The sequence below is a fragment of the Streptomyces sp. NBC_00820 genome (assembly GCF_036347055.1).
In the GTDB taxonomy this organism is placed as follows: Bacteria; Actinomycetota; Actinomycetes; order Streptomycetales; family Streptomycetaceae; genus Streptomyces.
The window spans coordinates 1,109,775-1,128,379 of record NZ_CP108882.1; the positions used below are offsets into that span (position 1 = coordinate 1,109,775).

The following is an 18,605-nucleotide window of genomic DNA, read 5'->3' on the forward strand; positions in this document are numbered from 1 at the left end:
TCCAACTCTACGTTGAACAGGAACAGATGGGCGATCGGTAACGACCCCGTTCGGGCGGAAGGTGGTTCTCGTGTTCGACGCGATTCGCAAGTACGCCGTCAGGTTTCGCATCTCCCCACGTACGGAGGCCGCGGAGGGCCCGAAAAGGCGTGCGCACAACTTGTTCGAAGCGGCGGCCGCCTATGTGGCGGCCTGCGCGGAGGACGATCAGGACGGGATCGACGAAGCGTCGGCCTGGGTGTCGCCGGAGGCGCTGTCGTTCGGCGTGAGTGAGCTGGCGTGCCGGGCCGTCATCGCGCTCGCCCGGGAGCGCGACACCTCGCCGCACTCGGTGGCGCGGGACCTGCTCGGGCTGCCGGCGGCCTGAGGGAGGCACTTCTTTCGGAAGGAGGTGTTTCGCCCCCGTCCAGGTGGAAACCTGCAGCTCCACGCGGTGTGCGGAGTCGTGACAAGCGCCATCCGGTCGCACTAGGGTGCGCGCCGTTGGACGAACCACTGGGGAGGCTGGGATGGCCGGGACGGACGACGAGGCCGCCGCCGCGGACGAGGCGTTGTACGTACTCACCGCGGTGCTGCTGACGCCGGCGCAGTTCCCGAGCGTGCTCGGGGACGACTATCCGGAGGCCTGCGCGGCGCTGGAACTCGCGCCGCGCGCCGACGGGTACGGGCTGGTCATCGGCCAGGACGGTGAGGGCGCACGGTGGACGGTCGTCATCGACGACGTCTCGCTGGTCGCCGTGGCGATCGCCTCCTGGGACTGCGGCATGGAGTACGAACTGTCGCCGGACGAGCGCACGGTAGTGGCCGCCCTGCCCGGGTGGCCGCTGGCCGTCGCCGTAGCCGCACCCGGCGTGCCCGCGCCCCACGATCCCGGCCCGGACACCGCGGACCAGCCCCCGCTGGCCCCGCCGGACACCAGCTCCTGGGGGCCCGCGCAGCGGCGCCTGGGCGCCGACGAGATCGCCCTGCAGTGGGCGGCTTGGCGCGGGCAGATCACCGACGACGACTTCTCCACCAACGGGGCGACGCCAGGGGCGGCGGAGGCGAAGGCAGAGGCGAAGGAGGCTGCGGAAACCGTAGAGGCCACTGAGCCCTCCGAGATTTCCGAGCTCTCTGAGTCCCCTGCGGCCGACAAGGCCACTGATGCCGTGTCTTCCGAGGCTGCTGCGGTCGTCGCTCCCGCCGAGGCCGCAGCCGCGACGGTCGCTCCGGCCACGGCCGAGGCCAAGGAGGGCCCGTCGAAGAGCGGCCACAGGGGGGTTCGCCGCGTGCTCGCGGAGGTGCGCGCGTACCTCGACTCGCCACCGCCACTGGGACGAGTGCGCTCGTCGTTCGCCCCCGGCGACGCCCGCACCCTGCGCGCCGACGGACCCGGCTGGTCGATGGTGGCTCGCACCGACGACATCGCGTTCGTCCTGCTCGACGAGGAGCCCGGCGAGGTATTGCCCGTGGGCCGGGGCCCTGAGCTGCCGGGCCTGCTGGAGGCACTCGACAAGATGGCGGTACGACCCAGCTGAGCCGCGAGGCCGCGCCTCCTCCGGAGGCGCGGCTCGCCATGCTCCGTCACGCGGCCGGGCTCACCGCGGCGAGCCGCTCCCGGCCGCAGGCCTCAGCGGCCGAGTTCCTTGCGCGTGGCCCGGCGGAGCCTGCGTCGCTGCGAGGGGTCCAGCGCCAGGTACGCGGCGACCGGGACTCCCACCACGATCAGGAAGGACACCCACCAGGGAAGCCACAGCAGCAGGATCAGCCCGACCGCCACACCCCCGACGGCGATCTTCGCGTTCTTGGACATGTGCGTCGCCTCCTTCGCGGCCCACCGCCGCTCTCTGCACTGAGAACGGCCTCGCGTGCCCCACGGTTCCAGACGCCGACCCTGAGACATCCCTGAGGCGCACCCCTAGTGGTCCAGGTCACAGAGTAAGCGCTGGAACGACAACCGTGCCGTACGTCCGGCGTCCGGCATCTGGCATCCGGCATCCGGCATCCGGCCGTCGACGTCCGGCGCCCGGCCTGCGACGTCAGGCCTGCGACGCCGGCTTGCGGACCGCGCGGCCGGACCGAGGTCCTGCGAAGGCCCTCTCAGAGCATCTCGTCCGGGAAGGGCGACACGAGCGGCCGGCTCTCACTGGGCAGCGCACTCGAAGAACCCGGCGGCAGCCCGGTCGGCGGCTGTGACGTCATCGGGTCGGGCGCCTCGGCGGGGAGACCGGCCGAAGGCCACGGAGAGCCGCCCGCGCTCGCGCCGCTTCCTTCCGGGGATCTGCCGTCGGGCGAGCCGGGATGCCCGGCGGCCGTGAGCACCACCACGACGACGGCCGCCGTGGCCACCAGCCACGCCAGGACGGCGAGCAGTGAGCCACGGACCCGCCAGGGCGGCTCCGGAAGGCGCGGCCGGACCGGCTCACCCCACGCACCACCCGGCGGTTCGGGCGGCGGAGGCTGTACGGGCAGCAGGGACATGCCGTCCAGCCTCGCGGCCGCCCGGCCGCAGGGCGACCCGCGCGCGGAAGCTGATACCGGCTCGCACCGACGGCCGCACGCTCACTTCGCACCCCACGCGAAGGACTTCGTTCGTTGCGGGAGGAAGCGCGTGTTCGCACTCCCGCGCGGGCGTCGCCGTTCACACTCCCACGAGGGAGTCGGCGGACCGGCGCCACGCCGACAGCACCCCCGGAGACGGCGATCGGTGCGCGTGCGCGCCGCCGCCGGGGGGAATGCGTCTCGCGCGCGTGGCCACTCAGTCCCGTGCGCCCAACAGGTGGTCCATCGCCAGCTGGTCGAGCTGCTCGAAGGCCATTCCGCGGGCGGCGGCGGCCTCGATGTCGAACTCCTCGAAGGCCGCGCGGTCGGCAAGCAGGGCCTGCAGGCCGTCCGCCGCCGTCGGCTGGACCAGTTGGTCCAACCGCGAGGCGCGCAGGGCCTCCTGGACCTCCGGATCGGCACGGAAGGCGGCCGAACGCTCCTTCAGGATGAGGTAGTTGCGCATGCAGCCGGCAGCCGACGCCCACACGCCGTCGAGGTCCTCGGTCCGCGGCGGCTTGAAGTCGAAGTGGCGCGGCCCGTCGTAACCGGCGCTCTCCAACAGGTCGACGAGCCAGAAGGCGGCCCGCAGGTCGCCGGCGCCGAAGCGGAGATCCTGGTCGTACTTGATGCCGGACTGGCCGTTGAGGTCGATGTGGAAGAGCTTGCCCGCCCAGAGGGCCTGCGCGATGCCGTGCGGGAAGTTCAGTCCGGCCATCTGCTCGTGCCCCACCTCGGGGTTGACGCCGTACAACTCGGGGCGTTCGAGGCGCTCGATGAAGGCCAGGGCGTGGCCGACGGTGGGCAGCAGGATGTCGCCGCGGGGCTCGTTCGGCTTGGGCTCGATGGCGAAGCGGATGTCGTAACCCTGGGAGGTGACGTACTCGCCGAGGAGGTCGAAGGCCTCCTTCATGCGGTCCAGGGCGGCGCGCACGTCCTTGGCCGCGCCGGACTCGGCGCCCTCACGACCACCCCAGGCGACGTACGTCTCGGCACCCAGCTCCACGGCGAGATCGATGTTGCGGATGGTCTTGCGCAGCGCGTAACGGCGCACGTCACGGTCGTTGGCGGTGAACGCGCCGTCCTTGAAGACGGGGTGCGTGAACAGGTTCGTGGTGGCCATCGGGACCCTCATGCCGGTCGCGTCGAGGGCCTGCCGGAAGCGCTTGACGTGCGACTCGCGCTCGGTGTCCGAGGCGCCGAAGGGGATCAGGTCGTCGTCATGGAAGGTGACGCCGTGGGCGCCGAGTGCGGCCAGACGCCGCACCGTCTCGACCGGGTCGAGGGCACGGCGGGTGGCGTCGCCGAACGGGTCCCTTCCCTGCCAGCCGACGGTCCACAGGCCGAAGGTGAACCTGTCCTCGGGGGTGGGCTGGTAGCTCATACCGCGGCTCCTTGGTGCGTACGACTATTTCGTCATGGCCGTTTACAAATTAGTATGCGGACGCACCTCTGGGAAGAGTGAAGGTGTGCCGAAGACGTCGGGAGCGGCTTCGGCCGGTGTCCGTCCGTGAGAGAGGGAGAGCCCGATGTCAGCAGCCGAGGGTCCACTCGTCGTCGGTGTGGACTCGTCCACGCAGTCCACGAAGGCGCTGGTCGTCGACGTGGCCACCGGGCAGGTCGTGGCGAGTGGCCACGCGCCGCACACGGTGACCTCCAGAACGGGCCGGGAAAGCGATCCCCGCCAGTGGTGGGATGCCCTGTGCGAGGCGCTCCGCCAGTGCGGGGACGCGGCGCACGAGGCGGCTGCGGTGTCGGTCGGCGGTCAGCAGCACGGCCTGGTCACCCTGGACGGGCGGGGCGAACCGGTGCGTCCGGCGCTGCTGTGGAACGACGTCCGCTCGGCGCCGCAGGCCCGTCGACTCGTCGAGGAACTGGGCGGCCCGAAGGCCTGGGCCGAGCGCACCGGCAGTGTGCCCGGCGCGTCGTTCACGGTGACGAAGTGGGCGTGGCTGGCCGAGCACGAGCCGGAGGCCGTCCGCGCGACCAGGTCGGTGCGGCTCCCCCACGACTACCTCACCGAACGCCTCACCGGCCAGGGCACCACGGACCGCGGCGATGTCTCCGGCACCGGCTGGTGGGCGTCCGGGACGGAGTCGTACGACGAGGAGATCCTGGCGCACGTGGGGCTCGACCCGGCCCTGCTCCCCCGCGTGGTGCGGCCGGGCGAGGTGGCCGGCACCGTGCGCGACAGTCACGACCTGCCCTTCTCCAGGGGCACCCTGGTGGCCCCGGGCACGGGCGACAACGCGGCAGCGGCGCTCGGCCTCGGCCTGCGCGCGGGCACCCCCGTGCTCAGCCTCGGCACATCCGGCACCGTGTACGCCGTCTCCCGGCACCGCCCCGCCGACCCGACCGGCACGGTGGCGGGTTTCGCCGACGCGCACGGGGACTGGCTGCCCCTGGCCTGCACCCTGAACTGCACGCTCGCAGTGGACCGGATCGCGGCCCTGCTGGGCCTGGACCGGGAGGCCGTCGAACCCGGAACGTCCGTCACGCTCCTGCCGTATCTGGACGGCGAGCGCACCCCGAACCTGCCGAACGCCTCCGGGTTGCTGCACGGACTGCGACACGACACCACGGCCAGCCAGGTGTTGCAGGCGGCCTACGACGGGGCGGTCCACTCGCTGCTCGGCGCGCTCGGCCTTGTCCTCGACGAGGACGCGGACCGCGACACTCCGCTGCTCCTCATCGGCGGTGGCGCTCGCGGCTCGGCCTGGCAGCAGACGGTACGACGGCTGTCGGGGCGTCCCGTTCAGGTGCCCGAGGCGAAGGAGCTGGTCGCCCTCGGCGCCGCGGCACAGGCGGCCGGCCTGCTGACCGGCGAGGACCCGGGGGCCGTGGCTCGCCGCTGGAACACGGCCGCGGGACCGGTGCTGGAAGCGGTGGAGCGGGACGAGGCGGCGCTGGCGCGTATCTCCGGGGTACTCTCCGACGCGGGGCCGCTGCTGGAGCGGGGGCCGGAAATCCGTTGAGCCGTACGGCGGATGCCTTGGGTGGACACCTGAGCGGCTACCTGGGCGGACCCCTTGAGCGGGTACCTGGACGGGTGGAGCACCGAGTCCGGCCGTGGGCACCGAGGACGGGCAGATGGCCGGGCCGACCTCGCGCGCCGAGGACGGACGGGACACTCGCCCCGCCCGCACGTATCCGGGACGGCCCTGAGAACGAGCCGCCGGCCGTGTTCACCCACAGACGACACCGAGGATTGACGGAGGCATGACCGCACCGCTGCACGAGGGGCGCCCGACCGGTACGGGACGCATCCTGCCGGACACCCAGCAGGGCATGCGCCGCCGCAATCTGGCTCGGGTCATGCATGCCGTCAGCGGGGAAGGTCCGCTGTCGCGAGCCGCCATCGCCTCGACGATCGGCCTGACCAGGGCGGCGGTGTCGACCCTCGTGGAGGAGCTGATCCGCTGGGGTCTGCTGGAGGAGCTGGGCCCCGAACGGCCGGGCCGGGTGGGGCGGCCCGGGTCGGCGCTCGCGGTGAGCGGCCGCGGTCCCGCCGGCATCGGCGCGGAGATCGGCGTCGACCACCTCGCGGTGTGCGCCGTCGACCTGCGCGGCGCCGTCCGTGCACGGGCCGTGCGCCACGGCGCGAACCGCGGCCGTGCCCCCGGGGCCGTGACCGAGGAACTGACGACGCTGGTACGCCAGGTCGTGTCCGAGGTGGAGCGGGAGGGCCTGTGGGCCGCCGGGCTCGCGGTCGCCGTGCCCGGTCTGGTGGCCCGGGACGGCCGCACGGTCGTACGCGCCCCGAACCTCGACTGGCACGACGCGGACCTGGGCGGCCTGCTGCCCGACATCCTGCCGCTGACCGTGGACAACGAGGCCAACTTCGGCGCCCTGGCCGAGCTGTGGCTCGGTGCCGGCACGCCGCGCGACTTCCTGCACGTGTCGGCGGAAATCGGCATCGGCGCCGCGGTGGTCGTGGACGGACAGGTGCTGCGCGGCACGCGGGGGTTCGCGGGCGAACTGGGCCACGTGCCCGTACGGCCCGACGGGCCCGCGTGCCCGTGTGGCGGGCGCGGCTGCCTTGAGCAGTACGCCGGTGAGGAGGCGGTGCTCCGCGCCGCCGGGCTCGAACCGGACGAGGACCTGGTCGGGCTGCTCGCGGCACGTGCTGAAAAAGGCGACGAGGCCGTGCGCGCGGCCCTGCGGGATGCCGGTACGGCCCTCGGTATCGCCTTGACCGGGGCGGTCAATCTGCTCGACCCCGAGACGGTCGTCCTCGGCGGGGCCCTGGCCGGTCTCGCCCCGTGGTTGCTGCCGCCCCTGGAAGCCGAGTTGCGCGGGCGTACGGCGGGTCCCGCCTGCCCGGTGACCGTCTCCGGGCTGGGCCCGGAGGGCCCGCTCCTGGGCGCCGCCCACTCGGTCGTCCGGGCCGTCCTGGACGATCCGGCATCGGTGGCGGAACGGTCCTGAGAACCGGGAGCACAGCACCCGTCCCACCCCCGTCTCCCCATCTCCCGGCCCCCGCCCCCGCCCCTCGCCCCCGTCTCCCAGCTCCCAACCCGGTCCGCCGGTAGCCGGAGCACGGCCCGCCGGGTGACCGGACCCCGCTCGATCGGGTGACCGAGTTGTCCACAGCCCCTCGGTTGTCCACGGATCCGTGGCGCACCCTTCTGCCCAACTCGTCAGCGCCGTAACGTGAATCACGCGAGGCGCAGCCGTCGGCCATCGGCCGTGCGAGACGGCGCGCTCGCGGGACGAAGGAGCGCGCACACGTCGAGGACGGCAGGCTGACACGTATCGGGGGACGCATGCACAAGGAGACGACCGGGACGCTGCGGCGTGATGCCATCGGGCTGCGCGAGGTCCTGTTCCAGAGCATCACGGCGATGGCGCCGGCCGCCGCGGTGGCGGCGTCGATTCCGGCGGGTGCCGCGTTCGCGGGCGGCAGTCTGCCCCTGGCGGTGCTGGTCGCCCTGGTGGCGTGCCTGTTCACCGCGTCCTGTGTGGCGGAGTTGGCACGCGAGTTACCGGCCGCCGGCTCGGTGGCCGTCTACACCGCGCGGGGACTCCATCCGGCGATCGGCTTCCTCGTGGGCTGGGGCTACGTCTTCGTCGAGATGCTCGTCCCGCCACTGCTGCTGCTCCAGCTCGGGTTCACCACCGCGGGCACGCTGCACGAGGAGTGGTCCTCGTACCCGGCGGACCTGTGGTGGCCGTGGTCACTGGCGGGCGCGGCCGTGATCGCGGTCGCCGGTTACCTGGGGGTGCGTGCCTCGGCCCGCTTCGGCACCGTCCTCGGGGTCTTCGAGATCCTTGTGTTCCTGGTGTTCGCCGGCTGGCTCATCGGCAAGGCCGGCGACGCCAACACGCTGTCGGTGTTCGGCACGTCGCACACCGCGGACGGGTACGCCGGGGTCGGCGGTGTCTTCGCCGGATCCGTCTACACCGTGCTGGCGTTCGCCGGCTTCGAAGCGGCGGCCCCGCTCGCCGAGGAGACGCGCGATCCCCGGCGGACCATGCATCGCGCGGTCCTCGGAGCGGCTCTGGGTATCGGTGTGTTCTACGTGATCACGACGTACGCGATGACCGTGTACTTCGACCCGGACCGGTTCGCCGGCTTCGGCGCGTCGGGCGCCGGGTCCTGGGAGGGCGTCGCCCGGGCCTCGTTCGGTCTCTTCTGGGTTCTGGTCTTCCTCGCGGTGGTCAACTCCACGATCGCCAACGCCAACGCGTGCGCCAACGTCTCGACCCGCACGGCCTTCGCGCTCGCCCGTATCCGGGTGCTGCCCGGCCTGCTCGCCGCCCTCCATCCCCGGCACCGCTCCCCCGTGGCGGGCATCGCCCTGCAGACCGTCGTCGCGGTCGGCGCCGTCCTGGGGCTCGGCTTCGCCTACGACCCGGTGACCGCGTTCCTCCTTCTCGCCACGGTCATCGTCACGGTCGTCGTGGGTGTCTACATCGTGGTCAACCTCGCCTGCGCGGGTTACTTCCTGCGGGGTGGCAGGGAGCGGCTCAAGCCGGTACGGCATCTGCTGTTCCCGCTGCTCGGCATCGCCGCCTTCGTCCCGGCGCTCCTGACGGCCGCCGGTCTCCCGGTGTTCGACTTCGTGACCGAGCTGACGGCGCCGGTGTCGTACGCCGGTCCGGTCGTCGGAGTCTGGATGGCGGCCGGCGTGGTGGTCCTGGTCGTGCTGATACGACGTCATCCCGAGCGGATAGCCGCCACCTCGCGGGTGCACGTCGCCGAAGCCGGCGCGGTCGAGGACCGGCAGGACGGAGCCGTACCGCGCTGACCGACGGCCGGCGTCCCGTCCCCTCCCCTCCCCCAAGGCACCGCCGCATCACCGCATCCCCGCTGGTCACCGTCTCGCCGGTCCCGGCTGACGACCGCCCGAGCAGAAAGGCCGATGTGACCATGACCGATCCCCGGATCCTGACCGTCCGTCCGGAGCCGGACGCCTACGCCTGGACGTTCGGCGGCGCTCCTGCGGTGGCGCGGATCCCGCCCGGTACGGTCCTCGATCTGTACACCGAGGACTGCTTCAACGGCCGGGTGCGCTCCGAGAAGGATCTCGTGTCCGAGGTCTGCGAGTTCCCCTTCCTCAATCCGCAGACGGGTCCCTTCCACATCGAGGGCGCCGAGCCCGGTGACACGGTGGCCGTGCACTTCGTGTCCGTCGAACCGGCCCGGGACTGGGCCGCGTCGACCACGGTGCCGCTCTTCGGGGCGCTGACCTCCACCCACACCACGGCGACGCTGCAGCCTCCCCTCGCCGAGCGGGTGTGGATCTGGCAGCTGGACCGCAGTCGTCGCACGGCCCTGTTCCGGGCGCGGGACAGTGACATCGAGGTGGAGCTGCCCCTCGACCCCATGCACGGCACGGTGGGCGTGGCACCGGCCAATCTGGAGGTGCGCTCCGCCCTGGTCCCGGACGCGCACGGCGGGAACATGGACACGCCGGAGATGCGGGCGGGTGTGACCTGCTACCTGGGGGTCAACGTCGAGGGTGCGCTGCTCAGCCTCGGCGACGGGCATGCCCGGCAGGGCGAGGGCGAGACCTGCGGGGTGGCCGTGGAGTGCGCGATGAACACCGTGGTGATCGTCGAACTCCTCAAGGACGTCGCCACTCCCTGGCCGCGGCTGGAGTCGGACACGCATCTGATGTCGACCGGCTCGGCACGCCCCTTGGAGGACGCGTTCCGGATATCGCAACTCGACCTGGTGCAGTGGCTGGTGCGCGACTACGGATTCAGTGCGCCGGACGCGTACCAGTTCGCAACCCAGACGGTCGAATCACCGTTGGCCAACGTGTGCGACACCAACTACACATGCGTGGCCAAGCTCCGCAAGGAGTGGCTGCCCGCGCGGGACACGTACCGCGGCATGCACACACGGCTGCGGGAGACGGTCCGGATGCTGGGCCTCTGACCGTACCTCAGCAGCCCAGTCTGGTGGACGCCCCATCCCCCACCCCGAAAGGCACCCGCCGATGGACGACAACCGGGACCGCCCGCGCCTCAGCAGGCGACGGCTCCTGACGGGAGCGGCCCTCGCGGCCGTCCCCTACGCACTGCTCCCCGACTCGCGTGCGGCCGCGCGGGCGGCCGTCGACTTCCCCACCGCCGAGTGGCGGCCGGCGAGCACGAGCAACTACACCGTCTCCAACCGCCCCTCGACGTACACGGTCGACCGTGTGATCATCCACATCACGCAGGAGACGTACGCCAACACCGTGGCCATCTTCCAGAACCCGCAGAAGAAGGTGTCCGCGCACTACCTGGTCCGCTCGGCCGACGGGCACATCGCCCAGTGCGTGCGGGAGACCGATATCGCCTGGCACGCCGGGAACTGGGACTACAACACCCGCAGCATCGGCATCGAGCACGAGGGCTGGGTGGACCAGCCCGCCTATCTCACCGACGCCCTCTACCAGCAGTCCGCGAGGCTGACCGCGGCGATCTGCGACAGCCACGGCATCCCCAAGGACCGGGAGCACATCCTCGGCCATTACCAGGTGCCTGGCACCGATCACACCGATCCCGGTCCGAACTGGGACTGGGTCCGCTACATCAGAATGGTCAATTTCGCCTAGCCGGACGTCGAACCGGTTGTCCGAGCGAACACGGCGCGTGACGATGGGGTCCGTCGTTTCACCGTCCGGGGAGGCCGAGTTGACCGATCCGTGGGTGGCCCTGGAGCCGGGGGCCGACCCCGCCGAGCGGGCCCGGGTGCTGCGCCGGGCGCACGAGACGTTCACCACGGGCGGCACGGTGCCGCGGCCGGTGCGGTCGGTGGTGGCGGAGTCGTGGCGGCGCAGCGCGCGGGCCGGCGTGGGGCCCGACGGCAGCGCGTGCGTGGAGCTGACCGAGGGCGACCTCGGCACCTACCGCGCCGAGCACCCGCTGGCCCGGGTGATGCCGCTGTTCCGGGAGCTGATGGGCACGTTCGCCGCAGACGGCGAGCATCTGCTCGCGGTCTGTGACGCGCACGGCAGACTCCTGTGGGTCGAAGGGCATCCGACGACCCGGCGCCGGGCGGACCGGATGAACTTCGTGCCGGGGGCGCGCTGGTCGGAGGCCGCGATGGGCACCAACGCGCCCGGCACCGCGATGGCGGTGGACCGGCCGGTACAGGTGTTCGCCGCGGAACACTTCATCCGGCGGGTCCAGCCGTGGACCTGCGCGGCAGCGCCCGTGCACGATCCACGCACCGGCCGGGTCCTCGGTGCCGTCGACATCACCGGCGGGAACGGGCTGGCGCACCCGCACAGCCTGGGTTTCGTGCAGGCCGTGGCGCGGGCCGCGGAGTCACAACTGGCGCTGCTCACCCCGCCGGCTGGGGCCGAGGCGACACACTTGCTGTGCGCGCTGGGACGTGACGAGGCGGAACTGCGTCTGGACGACGGCAGGCGGATCAGACTCAGCCGCCGGCACAGCGAGATCCTCGTCCTCCTGGCCCGCCATCCCGAGGGCATGACCGGCGACGAGCTGCTGTGCGCGCTGTACGCGGACGAAGCGGTGACGCCGGTGACGCTGCGCGCCGAACTGTCCCGACTGCGGCGCCTCTTGGGGCCGGGGCTACTGGCCTCACGGCCGTACCGCCTGACGGCGGCGATCGATTCCGACGCCACGTTGGTGGAGCGGCGGCTGGAGACGGGTGCGCTCACGACGGCGGCGGAAGCGTACGACGGACCGCTGCTGCCGGGATCCCAGGCGCCCGCGGTCGTACGGCTCCGGCGCCGACTGGCGGACGCCCTGCGTGGGGCGCTGATCGCCCACGGCGACCCGGACCTGCTGGCGAACTGGGCGCACGCGCCCTGGGGCGAGACCGACCTGGAGGTGTGGCGGGCGCTCGCGGCCGTGCGGCCGACGCCACCCGTGCGAGCGCGGCTCGCGGCGCTGGAGGCGGAGCTGGCCGTGCCCGGCGGGCCGCGGCACCGGGTGGCAGTGGGGTGCGGCCCCCTGACGACCAGCGGTGCAACGTACCTGCAACGTCCCCCTGTCTAGCCTCGCGCCGAAAGCTGCCCAACGGCGGGCAGCGGCTTCACCGGGAGGCAGACCAGCATGACCCGTTACGCGGCGCCCGGCACCGAGGGCGCGATCGTCTCCTACCAGGCGCGCTACGACCACTTCATCGGCGGTGAGTACGTGCCGCCGGTCCGGGGGCAGTACTTCGAGAATCCGTCGCCGGTCAACGGACAGCCGTTCACGGAGATCGCGCGCGGCACCGCGGAGGACGTCGAGCGGGCGCTGGACGCGGCGCACGCGGCCGCACCCGGGTGGGGCCGTACGTCGGTGACGGAGCGCTCGGACATCCTGCTGAAGATCGCCGAGCGCATGGAGGCCCATCTCGAACCGCTCGCGGTGGCGGAGAGCTGGGAGAACGGCAAGCCGGTACGCGAGACCCTGGCGGCCGACATCCCGCTGGCCATCGACCACTTCCGCTACTTCGCGGGCGCGATCCGCGCGCAGGAGGGGTCGCTGGGCGAGATCGACGACGACACCGTGGCGTACCACTTCCACGAGCCGCTCGGGGTCGTGGCCCAGATCATCCCGTGGAACTTCCCGATCCTCATGGCGACGTGGAAGCTCGCACCGGCCCTCGCCGCGGGCAACGCCGTCGTCATCAAGCCCGCGGAGCAGACCCCGGCCTCCATCCACTACTGGATGAGCCTCATCGCCGACCTGCTGCCGCCGGGCGTGGTGAACATCGTCAACGGCTTCGGCGTGGAGGCGGGCAAACCGCTGGCCTCCAGCCCGCGGGTGGCGAAGGTGGCGTTCACCGGGGAGACCACCACCGGGCGGCTGATCATGCAGTACGCCTCGGAGAACATCAAGCCGGTCACGCTGGAGCTGGGCGGCAAGTCGCCGAACATCTTCTTCGACGACGTCTGGGCGCACGACGACGACTTCCGCGACAAGGCCCTCGAGGGCTTCACGATGTTCGCGCTCAACCAGGGCGAGGTGTGCACCTGCCCCTCCCGGGCGCTCGTCCAGCGCGGTCACTACGCCGACTTCGTCGAGGCGGCCGTGGCCCGTACCCGCCAGATCAAGCCGGGGCACCCGCTCGACACGGACACGATGATCGGCGCCCAGGCGTCCAACGACCAGCTGGAGAAGATCCTCTCCTACCTGGACATCGGCCGGCAGGAGGGCGCCAAGCTCCTCACCGGCGGCGAACGCGTCGAGTACGACGGCGAGCTGAAGGGCGGCTACTACGTCCAGCCGACCATCTTCGAGGGCGACAACCGCATGCGGATCTTCCAGGAGGAGATCTTCGGCCCGGTCGTCTCGGTGACCTCCTTCGACGACTTCGACGACGCCATCAAGATCGCCAACGACTCGCTGTACGGCCTCGGCGCCGGCGTGTGGACCCGCGACATCAACACCGCCTACCGCGCGGGCCGTTCCATCCAGGCAGGCCGCGTCTGGACCAACTGCTACCACGCCTACCCCGCCCACGCGGCGTTCGGCGGCTACAAGCAGTCGGGCATCGGCCGCGAGACGCACAAGATGATGCTGGAGCACTACCAGCAGACGAAGAACCTCCTGGTCTCGTACTCGCCGAAAAAGCTGGGCTTCTTCTAGACACAGAAAAGGGGCGCCTGACCAGGGCAGATGCCCGGCAGGCGCCCTTCTCGGTGCACATCTAAGCAGCGAGTCGAAACACGCCCTTACTCCCGATATCTCCCACCCGTATCCCGGCTCTGACCAGCAGTTCCGGGGCATTTCCGGGCCAAGATCCCGCTAAGGCGCTCTCCGCGTCATCATCGTCCGTCGCCTCCTCCCATCGCCGCATGGAGTCTTCGATCAGGGTGTTGGCGTGGTTCCGCGCATCAGCCAGGAACTTGGCGTAGTAGCGGAAGAGGACCTGGATGCTCTGACCAGCCCGGCGCGCACACTCCGCGGGGTCGACGCCGGAGGCCAACCAGAACGAGATGCCGGCGTGGCGCAGGTCGTAGGGACGCTTCGCCAGGTCAAGGGCGTGCTCGTCAATCGTAAGAACAGTCTCACGTGCTCGCCCCCAGGTGATGCCGTACGCCGAGGCGTCGATGTAGTTCCCCGCTGCGTTGCGGAACAGGCGTCCGTCGGGTGCAACACCGAAGCTTCGTATGTGTTCGCGCAACATACGGACGAGCACTGGAGGAATCGGCACCGGGCGTGTCGCCTTGGCTGCCCGCCGTTTCAGGGAGTGGATCTCGTGGACGGCGCCGTCATCCGTCCACTCCTTACCGGCAGTCACGACGCCGCCCTTCAGGTTCAGAAGGCCCCAGCCACTCGCTGGCAGACGGCACTGGGATTTCTGCAGATGGATCACCTCGGCTGGGCGCATGGAGGCGTAGTACAGCAGCCGAAGAAGGCATACAGGTGAGGGCCACGGCCGGGTAGAGCTCTCACTGCGGAAAGCAATCGGGCAACCTGAGCCGGGTTCGGAACGCAGTCAGGATCGACTTCATCGGCGACTTCCGGCGCCGTCCAGCGAAGACCGCTCAGCGGGTTCTGCGCGAAGTATCCGCGTTCAACGGCTACACCAAACACCTCGTTGACCGCAGCCCTCTTTCGCTTCACGGTCTTCGCGGCAGCGGCCGTTCCGTCGACCTTCCGGCACAGTGCGTCGAGGCCACGCCGCAGCACATCGGGATCATCCAACTCGCCTACAGACAGGGAGTGGCGCTGCAGCCAGTCCAATGCCGTCTGCCACTCTTCTGACGAATCGGCCTTCCAGGCGTTCTTGTTGAAGGCCCACGAGTAGAGGGCTCGCCGCAGCACGCGGGGCTCCCGGTAGCTGGCTCCTGGTTCAACGAAGGCTGGCGTGATGGTCGCCAACGCATCTGCCAGCGTGCGTCGCGTGTTCCCTGGTGTTCGGTCCCACCGTTGCTCGATGTACTCCCGGGCCAGGACGTACCAAGTGGTCCGCTGCTTCAGGGCTCGGAGTTCGGAGGCCGGCAGACCCATCCGGGTATCGAAGGGTTCGCCTTCGCGAGCGGCGGTCATGAGCTTGGCGCGACGGCTCTCCGCCAGTCCCTTGGTGAGGAAGGACTCGGACTTCTCACGCCCGTTGACCGTCCAACGAACCTCAAATCCCTTGCGGCGGTCGGGCCGCTCGCGCATATCCCTTTCGCACACATCCCGCCATGCATCCAAGTCGGCGCGGCGACAGCGCAGTTCACCATTGGGCAGCTTGATCATTCGGGGTGCCTGACCGCGAGCGCGTAGGCGGTAGAAGGCCGATGGGCTCATCCGGATTTCCGCTAGCGGTGGTTTGTTGACGGCGGCTCAGGTCCGCAGTAGGCCGGTAGCAGAGGAACGTTGCCTCGCCGCCTGGGAGCTCGTGATGACCCGTCGTGTGCCGTGTCCGCCTGCTCCGGGCCCGCTGGAAGCCTACGCCGCACGCTTCGATGACCTCTTCTCCACACTGGCACAGCGCCGCGGGTTCCGGGAGTACCTCGCGGGGCTGCTGCTGCCGCGGGACCGCAACAAGACGCTGACCTGCCTGGCAGGCACCGAGCCGGTGGTCGGTGCCCAGCACCCGGCGGTGCAGCGGCTCCAGTTCTTCCTGTCCGAGTCGACGTGGGACCACGAGCGGGTCAATTCCCGCAGGGTGGAGTTGCTGCTGGCCGATCCAGCGACCGCGCCGCACCCGGGCGGGGTGCTGGTGATCGACGACTCGGGGGACCGCAAGGACGGGAAGGCGACGGCGTACATCGGCCGGCAGTGGCTGGGCCGGCTGGGCAAGACCGACAACGGCATCGTCACGGTGACCACCTGTTGGGCCGACGAGAACCTCTACTACCCGCTTCACGCCGTGCCCTACAGCCCCGCCCATCACTTCCCCAAGGGCAAGAGCGACCCTGACTTCCGCACGAAGCTGCAGATCGCCGCAGAGCTGGCCCGCACCGCGAAGGCTGCCGGGGTGGCCTTCCGAGCCGTGGCCGCCGACTGCGCCTACGGCGACCAGGACGGCTTCCGCAGGCAACTCGACGCGGCGGGGCTGCCGTTCGTCATGGCCCTCAAACCGAGCCACGGCACCTGGGCCTACGGCAAGGACACCTACACCCCCGCCGACGCCGCCCGCGCCCTGACCTGGACGGACCCCGAACATCCCGGCGACTGGACCCCGGTCGAGCGCACCTTCCGCGACGGGCACACCGAGAACTGGTGGGCCGCCGATGCCCACCTCGGCTGGTGGGGACCCGACGGAAACGTCCGCCTGGTCGTGACGACCTCAGACCCGACCACGTTGCCCGCACAAGCCACCTGGTACCTGGCCACCGACCTGCCCCGCCCCGGCGGCCCACGCGAGGCCGACAGCCCCGAACCTGCCGCTGACCTGCACGAAGTCGTCCGGATCTACGGCATCCGGCACTGGATCGAGCAAAGCTACAAGCAGGTCAAGGACGAACTCGGCTGGGCCGACTTCCAGGTCCGCTCTGACACCGCCATCCGCCGCCACCAGACCCTGGTCACCTGCGCCTTCTCGTTCTGCTGGGACACCTGGTTCGCTCAACTACCGGACCGGGAACTCGCCCTTGTCCCCGCGGCCCCGCCGGCCGCAACTCCGGCGGGACCGGCTGAGAGGGGGCCAAGGCAGACCCCACCAGCCCCAAACGGCCAGCTGGCCCAAGGCGATCCGCGCCGTCCGGGCCTGGCTCGACCCCTGGACCACCCTCCAACGCTGCTGGCGAGCCTGGACCAACGCACCCCCGCCACCCGAACTCCAAGCCCTGATCAACGCCGTCGGCGCAGGCCACCCACTTGATCTCTACACCCCCGTTTAACAAACCACCGCTAGGACCCCTTGGTCCGCTCTTTCGCGCCCCGCATCATGCCCCGTGCTTCGAGTGCGGCGCCTTTCGCTTCGAGGGTTCTTTTGTGCACCGCGTGGGCCGCCTTCCGCACGGTCTTCCCAACGACCTGTTCGGCCTTTGCCTTGGCTCTTTCTCCGGCACTCATCTCGGTACCTCCACGGAGTCTTACTGGTCGTGTGCCCTTGAGGCGGGGGGCAAAACCACCCTGCGCGGTGCGGCGATCGTGGACGGACGAGGTCCCGCGGGTCTCGAGGATCACGGCGGGGCCGGAACCCCGGCGGTCGTGCGCCGTGGCAGGGCAGCGCCGAGCGCTTTCGTTGAGCCGCTACTCCCTATCCAGGCGACCGCCAAGCGCCCCACTGATGCCTGAACCAGCGGCTGACACCAACAGCAGCGGACGAAGACAGCTCGAGGCGGCCTCCAGGGACCACCCTCACGCCGCAGGACAGCCGAGGTTCAGTGTCGAGAGCTCGGGGTGCGGCCGACCTCCAAGCCTGTCCGCGGCCGTGCCCCATCCGTGCCCGATATACCGGGAACTCACGGGGAATCGCGGTCGTCAACGGGGATCGCGCACGGCGAAGGCCCCTGACCTACGTTTGCTGGTCAGGGGCCTTCCACCTGCGCTGAAGGCGTGGGATTTGAACCCACGGTGACTCGCGCCACGGCGGCTTTCAAGATCGCGGACTAAGGGCTTGCCGGGAATCAACACGCTGATTTGATCTTTGGGTCTTCGATGATGTCTGAGTTCCGGGGCAGAGTGAGACCCGCGATTGGTGAAGGTGTGCATGCTGGGCAGATTGTCAGTGCGGACCGCAGCCGTTCGGTCCATCGGTTGTGTCGACGGGTCAGCCCCGGGACCTGCTCGGCGAAAGTCCGCCGCTCACACGAGGCTTCCGCGCAAGCGAAACGCCGACATGCAAGCAGAGCACCACGTGCCGTGCCTCGCTGGGGAGATCGGCAGGAAGCCGCAGACAGGCGCCGTGCACCCGGCTGGACCAGGCTCCACAGCGCGGGCACGGTAATCGTTGATCTTGGTAATGGCTCTCAGGAGGTCGCCCGAACAGCTGTCCACGACCACGTCGTGGCTGACAGTCCTGGGCCGTGAACGAGGAATGTCTCCCGCCGACCTGTTGGTGGACTCCGGACAGCGCCTGCTCGATCTCGGCGAGCCCGAGCGTGCCCATGTGCTGGTCCGAGCTCATGGACTGCCTCATCCCGGGTGCCGGGCAGATGATTGTTACCTCGCAGCAGAGGGTGCCAGGTGTACCGAGTCCAGATGCGTTGGAAAGCGGTCTGGGTGAGGCTGGGGGCCAGGGCACCCTGCGTGCCGACAGGTCGCCCTGCGCGGGTCGGCGGCGAGATGCTCCGTTATGCGCCCAGTCAGCGGGATCCTGCTGAATTCGAGCCCGACGCCGGTACACCGTAGGCGGCTGACGCCAGCCGAGAGAGGGCTCACGACGGTGCATCGCCACATGCTCAGCATCTATATGAACGACCATCTGGCCGTAGCCACCTCTGGTGTCGTTCTGGCCCGACACCTGGCTCGACGGCATCGACGTACTCCCCACGGTCCCGACCTTAAGCGCATTGCAGGCGAGATCGCCGAGGACCGAAGGATACTTCTCCGCATCATGGACGGAGCTGGTGTGCCCATCCGCCGCCGCAAGATCTACGCAGGGTGGGCGGCAGAGAGGGCACGGCGGGCACGACGTGTGAAGCCGAGTGGTGTCCTTCACCGGAGCACTGGCCTGGATGCGGTGGAGGAGCTCGAGACCCTGCGGTTGGGAGTAGAGGGAAAGACACTGCTGTGGCAGACGT

15 protein-coding genes are annotated in these 18,605 nt (G+C 70.5%); 10 read left to right on the forward strand and 5 right to left on the reverse strand.

The genetic code is table 11. The annotated features are described in order from the left end of the window. Positions 1 to 70: 70 nt before the first annotated feature. Positions 71 to 367, forward strand: a complete 297-nt coding sequence (locus OIB37_RS05170; RefSeq protein ID WP_330456325.1) for a hypothetical protein — start codon at positions 71 to 73, stop codon at positions 365 to 367. A 142-nt stretch (positions 368 to 509) separates the two neighbouring features. Further along, positions 510 to 1,517 carry a hypothetical protein gene (locus OIB37_RS05175; RefSeq protein ID WP_330456326.1) on the forward strand — a complete coding sequence of 336 codons (1,008 nt, stop codon included), beginning with the start codon at positions 510 to 512 and terminating at the stop codon, positions 1,515 to 1,517. A gap of 92 nt (positions 1,518 to 1,609) precedes the next feature. Here OIB37_RS05175 and OIB37_RS05180 read toward each other — a convergent pair whose 3' ends face one another. The 3 genes from OIB37_RS05180 to xylA form a co-directional block, all read right to left on the reverse strand. Next, the gene (locus OIB37_RS05180; RefSeq protein WP_330456327.1) at positions 1,610 to 1,792 is read right to left on the reverse strand and encodes a hypothetical protein; all 183 of its coding nucleotides are present in this window, start codon (positions 1,790 to 1,792) and stop codon (positions 1,610 to 1,612) included. A gap of 287 nt (positions 1,793 to 2,079) precedes the next feature. Next, entirely contained in the window at positions 2,080 to 2,460 is a 381-nt protein-coding gene (locus tag OIB37_RS05185; RefSeq protein WP_330456328.1) for a hypothetical protein, read from the reverse strand. A gap of 277 nt (positions 2,461 to 2,737) precedes the next feature. Continuing rightward, positions 2,738 to 3,904, reverse strand: a complete 1,167-nt coding sequence (xylA, locus tag OIB37_RS05190; RefSeq protein WP_330456329.1) for a xylose isomerase — start codon at positions 3,902 to 3,904, stop codon at positions 2,738 to 2,740. A 145-nt stretch (positions 3,905 to 4,049) separates the two neighbouring features. On the opposite strand from xylA, the gene xylB reads away from it, so the two are divergent. From xylB to exaC, 7 genes are all read left to right on the forward strand, one after another. Then, the gene (xylB, locus tag OIB37_RS05195; protein WP_330456330.1) at positions 4,050 to 5,495 is read left to right on the forward strand and encodes a xylulokinase; all 1,446 of its coding nucleotides are present in this window, start codon (positions 4,050 to 4,052) and stop codon (positions 5,493 to 5,495) included. A 244-nt stretch (positions 5,496 to 5,739) separates the two neighbouring features. Continuing rightward, positions 5,740 to 6,948, forward strand: coding sequence for an ROK family transcriptional regulator (locus OIB37_RS05200; RefSeq protein ID WP_330456331.1), 1,209 nt, complete (start codon positions 5,740 to 5,742; stop codon positions 6,946 to 6,948). Between the two features lie 338 nt (positions 6,949 to 7,286). After that, positions 7,287 to 8,771 (forward strand): APC family permease, encoded by a 1,485-nt coding sequence (locus tag OIB37_RS05205; RefSeq protein ID WP_330456332.1) that lies wholly within the window; start codon positions 7,287 to 7,289, stop codon positions 8,769 to 8,771. A gap of 122 nt (positions 8,772 to 8,893) precedes the next feature. After that, the gene (locus OIB37_RS05210; protein WP_330456333.1) at positions 8,894 to 9,907 is read left to right on the forward strand and encodes an acetamidase/formamidase family protein; all 1,014 of its coding nucleotides are present in this window, start codon (positions 8,894 to 8,896) and stop codon (positions 9,905 to 9,907) included. Between the two features lie 61 nt (positions 9,908 to 9,968). After that, positions 9,969 to 10,571 (forward strand): N-acetylmuramoyl-L-alanine amidase, encoded by a 603-nt coding sequence (locus tag OIB37_RS05215; protein WP_330456334.1) that lies wholly within the window; start codon positions 9,969 to 9,971, stop codon positions 10,569 to 10,571. A 79-nt stretch (positions 10,572 to 10,650) separates the two neighbouring features. Further along, a complete protein-coding gene (locus OIB37_RS05220) occupies positions 10,651 to 11,985 on the forward strand; it encodes a GAF domain-containing protein (RefSeq protein WP_330456335.1) in 1,335 nt (444 codons plus the stop codon). Between the two features lie 57 nt (positions 11,986 to 12,042). Then, complete coding sequence (gene exaC / locus OIB37_RS05225; protein WP_330456336.1) at positions 12,043 to 13,566, forward strand: acetaldehyde dehydrogenase ExaC; 1,524 nt, start codon at positions 12,043 to 12,045, stop codon at positions 13,564 to 13,566. Positions 13,567 to 13,627: 61 nt separating this feature from the next. On the opposite strand, the gene OIB37_RS05230 is transcribed toward exaC, so the two are convergent. Continuing rightward, a complete protein-coding gene (locus tag OIB37_RS05230; RefSeq protein ID WP_330456337.1) occupies positions 13,628 to 14,311 on the reverse strand; it encodes a hypothetical protein in 684 nt (227 codons plus the stop codon). Beyond that, entirely contained in the window at positions 14,293 to 15,168 is an 876-nt protein-coding gene (locus OIB37_RS05235) for a hypothetical protein (protein ID WP_330456338.1), read from the reverse strand. The genes OIB37_RS05230 and OIB37_RS05235 overlap by 19 nt, the downstream gene beginning before the upstream one ends. A gap of 145 nt (positions 15,169 to 15,313) precedes the next feature. Here OIB37_RS05235 and OIB37_RS05240 point away from each other — a divergent pair, with 145 nt between their 5' ends. Beyond that, positions 15,314 to 16,738, forward strand: coding sequence for an IS701 family transposase (locus tag OIB37_RS05240; RefSeq protein ID WP_330456339.1), 1,425 nt, complete (start codon positions 15,314 to 15,316; stop codon positions 16,736 to 16,738). Positions 16,739 to 18,605 lie beyond the last annotated feature (1,867 nt).